The organism is Acinetobacter sp. UBA5934 (assembly GCF_002430855.1).
In the GTDB taxonomy this organism is placed as follows: domain Bacteria; phylum Pseudomonadota; class Gammaproteobacteria; order Pseudomonadales; family Moraxellaceae; genus Acinetobacter.
Map to the genome: position 1 here is coordinate 1 of NZ_DJDC01000092.1, position 9,232 is coordinate 9,232.

General features: G+C 39.4%; 8 protein-coding genes and 1 pseudogene. 4 read left to right on the top strand and 5 right to left on the bottom strand.

Annotated features, from left to right (window positions below):
* The 3 genes from B2Y23_RS06520 to B2Y23_RS06530 all read left to right on the top strand — a co-directional run.
* A partial coding sequence (locus tag B2Y23_RS06520; protein WP_291369760.1) for a MarR family winged helix-turn-helix transcriptional regulator occupies positions 1-219 on the top strand: 219 nt, incomplete at its 5' end.
* Between the two features lie 147 nt (positions 220-366).
* Positions 367-831, top strand: a complete 465-nt coding sequence (locus B2Y23_RS06525; protein ID WP_291356880.1) for a MarR family winged helix-turn-helix transcriptional regulator — start codon at positions 367-369, stop codon at positions 829-831.
* 156 nt (positions 832-987) lie between these two features.
* Positions 988-1,452 carry a MarR family winged helix-turn-helix transcriptional regulator gene (locus B2Y23_RS06530; RefSeq protein ID WP_291369762.1) on the top strand — a complete coding sequence of 155 codons (465 nt, stop codon included), beginning with the start codon at positions 988-990 and terminating at the stop codon, positions 1,450-1,452.
* A gap of 10 nt (positions 1,453-1,462) precedes the next feature.
* On the opposite strand, the gene B2Y23_RS06535 is transcribed toward B2Y23_RS06530, so the two are convergent.
* From B2Y23_RS06535 to B2Y23_RS06555, 5 genes are all read right to left on the bottom strand, one after another.
* Positions 1,463-2,122 (bottom strand): SOS response-associated peptidase family protein, encoded by a 660-nt coding sequence (locus tag B2Y23_RS06535; protein WP_291369764.1) that lies wholly within the window; start codon positions 2,120-2,122, stop codon positions 1,463-1,465.
* A 52-nt stretch (positions 2,123-2,174) separates the two neighbouring features.
* On the bottom strand, positions 2,175-3,629 hold the full coding sequence (locus tag B2Y23_RS06540) for an aldehyde dehydrogenase family protein (RefSeq protein WP_291369766.1): 1,455 nt from the start codon (positions 3,627-3,629) through the stop codon (positions 2,175-2,177).
* 139 nt (positions 3,630-3,768) lie between these two features.
* Positions 3,769-5,931, bottom strand: coding sequence for a malate synthase G (locus tag B2Y23_RS06545; RefSeq protein ID WP_291369768.1), 2,163 nt, complete (start codon positions 5,929-5,931; stop codon positions 3,769-3,771).
* A gap of 359 nt (positions 5,932-6,290) precedes the next feature.
* Positions 6,291-7,439 carry a cell division protein ZapE gene (zapE, locus tag B2Y23_RS06550; RefSeq protein ID WP_291369769.1) on the bottom strand — a complete coding sequence of 383 codons (1,149 nt, stop codon included), beginning with the start codon at positions 7,437-7,439 and terminating at the stop codon, positions 6,291-6,293.
* Between the two features lie 96 nt (positions 7,440-7,535).
* Positions 7,536-8,543 carry an AraC family transcriptional regulator gene (locus tag B2Y23_RS06555; protein WP_291369770.1) on the bottom strand — a complete coding sequence of 336 codons (1,008 nt, stop codon included), beginning with the start codon at positions 8,541-8,543 and terminating at the stop codon, positions 7,536-7,538.
* Between the two features lie 158 nt (positions 8,544-8,701).
* On the opposite strand from B2Y23_RS06555, the pseudogene B2Y23_RS06560 reads away from it, so the two are divergent.
* Positions 8,702-9,232 (top strand): annotated as a pseudogene (locus B2Y23_RS06560) (flavin-containing monooxygenase); the annotation flags it as partial.

The window sequence follows — 9,232 nt, forward strand, 5'->3', positions numbered from 1 at the left end:
TATCGTTTAAAAGATGAAGGTTTAGTTGAAACTTACTCTTGTGAAGATGATGCTCGTATTACTCGCGTTGTCCTAACCGAGAAAGGTAATCAAATGACACATAAGATTAATGACTTGACCAATGTGGTTTTGGAACAATCTTTCGAAGGTCTCACCCCCCTACAAATTGAAAAAATGATGGAAAGCTTAAAATATATTTTTAAAAATTTAGCTCATTAATTTGGGCTAAAAATGAAAATTAGTTCACAAATTTATTTTAAGTTTTACTTTATAGTGTTGTAAAAAATATATTTTTCACTTTAACTCTATTAAAAATAAGTTACAATAATAGAATAAAATTACAACAATTATAGGGAGAAAGTAGAGATGACGAAAAAATATAGTAAATTTTTACCCTCAACAGAAAATTTTGAATTGGAAAATTTTCCCTATTACTGGGTAACTCAGGTACATGCTCAATATGTACAAAACGTTGATCATGCTCTGAAAAAATATGGGCTAGACAATTCACGTCGTCGTATTTTACTTGCTTTAAAATCCAAGCCTCATGCCAGTGTTTCAGAGCTCTCTGAAATGATGGTATCTAAAATGTCAACGACCACTAAAATCGTTTATCGTTTAAAAGATGAAGGTTTAGTTGAAACTTACTCTTGTGAAGATGATGCCCGTATTACTCGTGTAGTTTTAACCGAGAAAGGTAATCAAATGACTCAAAAAATTAATGACTTGACCAATGTAGTTTTGGAACAATCTTTTGAAGGTTTAACACCTCTACAAATTGAAAAAATGATGGAAAGTCTGCAGCATATTTTTAAAAATTTATCACGATAATCCAAGTTTGACTTTTAAATTTCAGTTACACACTGATTTTTTTTCTTTTAAACTTTAGCAAAATACACAAAATTAATACATTTTTATTATATTTTTTTAATAAAAAGGTTTTGGTAATAAATTATAAGTAAAACTTAAAAATGGGGAAAATAAACAATGACCAAAAAATACAGTAAATTTTTACTTACACCCGGTGAAGATTTTAGTTTAGAGGAATTTCCTTATTACTGGATTACTCAGGTCCATACACGATGTGTAAATAATCTAGACCATGCAATGAAAAAGTATGGTCTCGACAATTCACGTCGCCGTATTTTACTGTCACTAAAGTCCAAACCTCATGCGAGTGTCTCAGATCTATCAGAAATGGTGGTATCTAAAATGTCGACCACGACCAAAATCGTCTATCGTTTAAAAGATGAAGGGCTGGTTGAAACGTATTCATGTGAAGATGATGCTCGTATTACCCGCGTTGTGCTAACCGAGAAAGGACAAGAAATGACGCGTAAGATTAAGGATTTAAGTAATATAGTGCTGGAACAGACTTACGAGGGTCTCACTCCGTTACAAATTGAGAAAATGATGGAAAGCCTTAAACTTATTTTTAAAAATTTATCCTAATCATCGCGGGCTAATCGAAAAAATTAAGTTGGGGACTAATTTTTTCGATTTTTGCTTTTGGAACATGGGAACATTCAAACTCTACTTCCGGAAATCCTTCTACAAAAGAATGGATATCTGGTGAGTTCCAGCTTAGCCACTCATCTAAACGCTCGCGTGGAATAATGATCACCGAGCGTTTCACATTTCCGGGTTCATGAAAATCTTTCATCATAGGGTGATCCATCGCGTCCATGGTAATCATGGTTGCCGAACGAATAATTTCGTCTCCAATACGGCAAATTTCATATAAAGCTGCAATATAAATTGCTTGACCATCTTTACGTCTTATCCCCCAACGCTGTGGTTTATCGTCAAAATACTTTGACTCATAAAACTCACAAACAGGGATGACACCAAATTTAAATTTTGAAACCGCATTTACGAAGGTAGGCTTTTGTAGAAGAGTTTCATTACGTGCATTATAAGTCCTCAGTGCAATGCTTTTATCTTCCGCCCATTTCGGAATTAAGCCAAAATGCACCTTTCTCCATTCCAAACCTCGATCAGACTTAAATAATAGAGGCAACTCATAATTGGGATAGACTTCCTCTGGATATTCAAATGGAATATCAGGAAGATTTAAATCACGTAACTGTTTTAGAGTAAGCGGTTTAAAGTTAGCGCACATACGTCCAATTTTATAATAAGGCTGAATCTATTATAACTTTATACAATGGCTTTTACTGCCCTTCAGTATTCGGAATCGTTAACCAATGTGTACGGCTAAACTCTTCCAATATCCACTGTCCATTAAAGCGTCCTAGGCCTGAATTTTTCTCTCCCCCAAAAGGAGCATTCGGTTGATCCGCTACAGTAATGGAATTGAGATGCGTCATACCGGCATCGATCTGCATCGCAAAATGTTTTCCACGCTCGAGGTCGCTAGTACATACTGCACTCGACAATCCATAAGCTGTGTCATTGGCTAAACGTAAGGCATCTGATTCATTTTGTGCCTTAATGATCGGTAGGACTGGCCCAAAACTTTCTTCTTTAGCTAAACTGGAATCTGGATTTACATCAACAAAAATATGGGGCGGAATGACATTTCCCTGAATCTCATCATGAACCACCAGTTTTGTTCCCTCTTGTAATGCCTGGCTAATCATCTGTCTTATTTTTTCTACCTGTGAAGCATTGATAATTGGCCCTATTAACGTGTTTTCATTCGAAGGATCACCATAGCTAAGATTTTTGGTTCGTTGAATCAGTTTTTCAACAAAAACATCATAAACTTTAGCATCGACAATCACTCGGTTGGTGCTCATACAAATCTGCCCCTGATGCAAAAAACGTCCCATCACAGCCAGCTCCACCGCCAGATCGATATCTGCATCATCTAGAACCACTAAAGGTGCATTACCTCCCAGTTCCAGTGCAATTCGCTTCAGATGATTCCCCCTGACTGCCAATTGTCCGACACGTTTTCCAACTAAAGTTGAACCGGTAAATGAAATCATTTTAGGCGTATCGTGCTCAACAAAGTAATCTCCAATTTCACTGCCTAAACCTGCAACCACGCTGAATACACCTTGAGGGAGTCCTGCTTCTTCAAAAATTTTGGCCAGTAATAGTCCTCCTGTAATCGGGGTATCAGTTGCAGGCTTTAACACCACGCAATTTCCAATTGCAATTGCTGTAACCACAGAACGCATACTCAGGTGAAATGGAAAGTTCCAGGGACTAATCACGGCAATGACACCTAAAGGTTTCTGCACTGCATAGCTTTTTCGGTCCGGATCTGTCGGTTGCAATTCACGGGTTATCATTCTTTCAGGAAATGTCATGGCCTCATTAATAATGCCCAATACCGCATCTACTTCAAGATTGGCTTTTAAACGTGTACTGCCGGATTCTTGAATTAACCAGTGAACAATTTCTTCGCGTCTATTTTTGACCACATCCAAAACCCGAAGGATGATATTTTTACGCTCGGATGGAGAAGATTGAGACCAGCTCGCAAAACTACGCTCTGCAGCAAAATAGGCACTATCTACATCAACCAGGCTAGCAGCCTGCAATTTCAGAATAAGTTCTTGAGTATAGAGATTAAGATTATTCAGCGTATGTGTTGAAGTACCCTTCAGCCAGTGTCCTGCAATAAATTGTTCATCATTAAATTGATAAGCTTGCATGATCAAATCCCTTACTTATTCTGCTTTAAGGATTAATGTAAAGCTGAATGCATTAAAGTGCCAGAATAAAGGGCTTTTAGTTACTTTTAGACAATAAAAAAGCCTCCGAAGAGGCTTTTTCTATTAAACAGTGTGAGGATTAATCACCTGTATAACCTTTTAACTTCAAACGTGCTGCGTGAAGTAGTGGCTCGGTATAACCAGAAGGCTGTTCACCACCCTTGAATACCAAGTCATAAGCAGCTTGATATGCATAACCGTTGAAGTTTGGCGCCATTGGTGTATAAAGCGGGTCATTCGCATTTTGCTCATCAACCACTTTTGCCATACGCTGCATTACTTCTTCAACTTGCTCAGCAGTTACAATACCGTGACGTAACCAGTTGGCAACGTGTTGAGAAGAAATACGTAATGTTGCACGGTCTTCCATCAAGCCAACATCATTGATGTCTGGAACTTTAGAACAACCTACACCCAAGTCAACCCAACGAACGACATAACCCAAGATACCTTGAAGGTTATTTTCAAGCTCTTTGGTTTTCTCTTCTTCAGACCAGTTGGTATCAGTCGCTAAAGGCGGCGTTAACAAGTCATCTAATGATAATGGCTGAGTATTCAACAATTCTTTTTGACGCTCAGACACGTTGCATTGATGATAGTGGATCGCGTGAATCACCGCGCCAGATGGAGACGGAACCCATGCACAGCTTGCGCCAGCTTCTGGATGCTCAATCTTGGTTTTGTACATGTCTGCAAGCATGTCCGGTTTTGGCCACATGCCTTTACCAATTTGCGCTTTACCACGTAAACCTGCTTGAAGACCAATCATCACGTTACGGTTTTCATATGCCGGGAACCAGATTTGTGACTTCACTTCACCCTTACGAACGAATGGACCTGCTTCCATAAAGGTATGGATTTCATCACCAGTACGGTCCATGAAACCGGTGTTGATGAAAATGGTACGGTCTTTAGCTTGAGCGATACAGTTCTTCAAGTTCACAGATGTACGGCGTTCTTCATCCATGATCCCGATTTTTAAAGTTTTTGCAGGTAAACCAAGCGCCTGTTCAGCACGTTCAAATAGCTCAACCGCAAATGCAACTTCTTCTGGACCGTGCATTTTTGGCTTCACGATGTACATAGAACCTTTACGTGAATTCTTGATCGTGTTTTCGCCTTTGATGTCTGCAAAAGTCAGCAATGGGGTGATTAACGCATCCATGATACCTTCGTAGATTTCTTGACCATCTACAAGGATCGCTGGATTTGTCATCAAGTGACCCACGTTACGAAGCAGCATCAATGAACGACCGTGAAGTTTCGTTTCACCACCGATCAAGTTCTTGTGCGTACGGTCTTGGTTCAGTGTACGAGTAACAGTCTTGCCATTTTTCTCGATTGACTCTGAAAGTGTACCGCGCATTAAGCCTAACCAGTTACGGTAGCCTTCAACCTTCTCTTCAGCGTCAACTGCCGCAATTGAGTCTTCCAAGTCTTGAATGGTCGTTACCGCAGCTTCAAGTACAAGATCTTTCACGCCAGCAGCGTCAGTTTTGCCAATTGGGCTTGTTGCATCAATTTCAATTACAACGTGTAAACCGTTATTTAAAAGAACGATTTCTGTAGGTGCTGCTTCTTCACCATTAAAACCAACGAATTGAGCTTCTTTTTCTAAAGTAGTCGTTGAACCATCTTTTAAGGTAACTGCAAGCTTTTTACCTTCAACTGCATATTTAGTCGCATCTGCATGCGAACCAGTTGCCAGTGGGAAGGTTTCATTTAAGAAGTTTTTAGCAAATGCGATAACTTTGTCGCCACGAACCGGGTTATAGCCCTTACCTTTTTCCGCGCCACCTTCTTCAGAGATCACGTCAAAACCGTAAAGCGCATCGTATAAAGAGCCCCAACGTGCATTCGCAGCGTTTAAGCAGTAACGTGCATTACGCACAGGTACTACCAACTGTGCACCAGCCAATAATGCGATTTCTTCATCTACATTTTCTGTGCTGATTTGGAAATCTTCTACTTCTGGTAATAAGTAGCCAATTTCTTTAAGGAAAGCTTTGTAAGCTTCGAGTTCAAATTTGTTGTTGCGGTGCCATTCATCAATTTTTGCTTGAATGTCGTCACGCTTAGCCAATAGTGCTTTGTTCTTTGGACTAAGATCGACAACGACTTGTTCAAAGTTTTTCCAGTATGTTTCACTGTCTAAACCAGAACCTGGTAATGCTTCATTTTCGATGAAATCGTAAAGTTCTTTAGCAATCGCTAACTTGCCTTTTTGAATACGTGCAGTCATTGTCTTTCCTGATATTGCTACTTTTTATAACAAGAGATTCTAGTATACCGATTTATACTTAGCTGAATAGTACTATCACATTCCTAAATAATGATCATTTTCTAATAAATGAATATCTACATCACTCAATAAAATACAGATCACAAATGCAACATTATTATTTGCCTGAATACCTTTTTATAGTTTATAAAGTTTTTAAAATGTCGAAATTAGACTTAAGTGCAGAATTTTGCTTTAAAACCACGCAAAAGCTTTATTTCTCATCGCTGTCGAGCAAAGATTAAGCCATGAATAAGCCAAAATGTCGATAAATCAGGCAAAGATTTATATAAAAAAGCGCCTGATTAGGCGCTTGATATTTAGATGGCTTCCGAGGCTGAACCCTGTATTTGTCGATGTTCAGAGTTCAGATAATCATCGGACTGCATTTCCAGTAAACGTGAACGCGTGCGTTCAATTTCAAAAGCAAGTTTTTCACCTTGATAAATATCAATAATACTGTCTTCTGAAGTCAGCAACAGTTTGACGCCGCGATCATAGAACTCATCAACCAGATAAATAAAACGGCGCGCACCTTCCGACAAGTAATCGGTGAGATGCGGCACATTGCTCACCAGCACAGTATTGTACACGTTGGCAATTTCAATAAAGTCAGCCGGACTACGCGGTTTTAAACATAGCTCTGAATATTCGCACCACAATACATCTTCGGTATGACCAATGGTTTCTACAATACGGTTATTAATGATGATTGGTTCTTGTGACTGGGTCTGGGTCTGGGTTAAAGCGGTAAAACGCTGGGCAATCCAGAGCTTATGCTCATGCGTCAATGGATGTTTAAACAGTTGTGCCTGTTTGAGCACACGTAAACGATAATCCACACCAGCATCTACATTGAGAATGACACAATGTTTTTTGACCATTTCAATGGTAGGCATGAAACGGTCACGATGAATTCCGTTTTTATATAAGCCATCTGGCGCAATATTTGAAGTTGCCACCAAAGTAATGCCACGGGTAAACAGTTTCTGGAATAATTCACTCAGAATCATAGCATCAGTGACATTAGAAACAAAGAACTCATCAAAACAGATGACGACTGCCTGTTGATAAATCTGGTCTGCCACCTGATCCAGCGGATTACGCTGTCCTGATAATTTATTCAATTCACGGTGTACATGCTGCATAAAATGATGGAAATGCATGCGCATTTTACGGCGAAACGGAATTGACTCAAAAAACTGATCCATTAACCAGGTTTTACCACGTCCCACACCACCCCACATGTATACGCCGCGCGGTGAAGTTTGACGGCGAAAACGGCGAAACGCTTTTTTTGACGCTTTAAAACGCTGAATCAATTCCTGCCAAACCCGATCCAGCTCATGTACAGCTTGCGCCTGTGCTTCATCTGGCATGAACTGACCAGAAGATAACGCTTGCGCATACCGTTCCGCAGGTGACATAGGGATAAAGGCTGTACTGTGCTTAGAATTTAAATCTGACATATCATTGAATACTATTTTAGGCTATTGAAAGTATAGCGAAGATTGAGATGAAATATATAACACTTTGGCATTAATATACTTAGGCTATTTACGAAATTATTTAAAGTACTGACGTGGACTTTGACCAAACCAGCGCTTAAAGGCATGATTAAAAGCGGCAGGCTCCGAATAGCCTAGTAATTCTGCAATCATTTCAATAGAATACTCCTTGTATTCTATCAACTTTAAAGCTTTGTCTTTAATCAGTTGCTCACGTATCTGTTTATAACTACTTTGCAATTGTTGCAATTGATGCCGCAATGTTCGCTCTGGAATTTGCAGGGCTTGTGCCGTTTCCGCCATTGTAGGTATTACCCCTTCTTGTAGTTCTAAATAATCTTGTACACGCTGCACCAAGGATGGAACAGACTCATCCATTTTTAAACGCTCTAACTCGGCTATACATTTGCTTTCATACAGATTAAAAGTCATTTTATCTGCTGAAGGAATCTGCACATCCAATACGCTCTCATCAAACCAGAATTCCGCAGACTCGGCAGCAAACTGTAATTCAGCACCATAGTAATGATGGTAAACCTCTAAAACCTGCTGATTTTCCGGCGATGGAAATGGCAGTTCAATATGTATTTGAGGAATACTCAACCCCATCATTTGATAAAGATCCTGAATAAATTTATATGTTCCCGAGATTTCACATTGTGCCCGCAACAAGCCCAGATCACTGTTTAAATCTTCAGGCGCATAACATAAAGCCACCTTTTGAGCTTTGTATTTTAGGCTTAAGACACCGGTTAAATGCGTTAATGCCTGATAGCGAATTCCTTGCTCTAAAGCAGTACGCAGATTTTCACTGGTAACCAGCAACATCAGCAAAGGACCATAACCTGCAAGTGCATAATGCTGTCCAATAAACAGACCTTTTTCCGGTTCAACGCCCTGCCCAATCACTTTAAGCACATCCCATTCCAGGCTAGGATGAATAATTGAACTAGGGTCCAAAGCATCCGCATGTAATCCAATACTTTGAAGTTTTGAATCAACCGCCACACCTGCTTTACGCATGCCCTGAATTAAATACATCAAGCCGAGAATTGATCGTTTCATAGCAGGATCATATGGAAAATAACATCTCAATTTTTACTATAATTTTTCCGGCTTGCAAATTGCCGAAACTATCAATTTTTCTGTCATGGCTATCATATCGGTTTTCAAACGCTTGCGATAAGCTATAAAAATAATAGATGTCATAAGGCCAATAAAAAATGCATACTCCAGCTCAGCCCCAAGCTCTACCAACACATACAAAAATTGCCATCATTGGGGCAGGCTTTGGTGGGTTAGCGATGGCTATACATCTATTACAAAGCCATATTCATGATTTCGTAATTCTGGAAAAAGCCAGTGAAGTCGGCGGAACCTGGCGCGAAAATCAATATCCTGGTGCAGCCTGCGATGTGCAATCGCATATGTATTCTCTTTCTTTCGCACCGAAGAGTGACTGGTCAAAACGCTATGCAGAAGCACCTGAAATTTTTAAATATATACAAACTTTAGTCACCGACTATGATTTAGAAAAATATTGCCAATTTAATTGTGAAGTTCTTGAGGCCACATATAATGAGCAAAGTTGTGACTGGAAACTTTCACTCAATAATGATCAGACTTTAATGGCTCAATTTGTGGTTTTTGCCTCTGGTCCTTTGCATGTACCGCACATCCCGCATATTCCGGGCATTGAAAAATTTCAGGGTAAAGTTTTTCATTCCTCTCACTGGGATCATCAATATGATTTA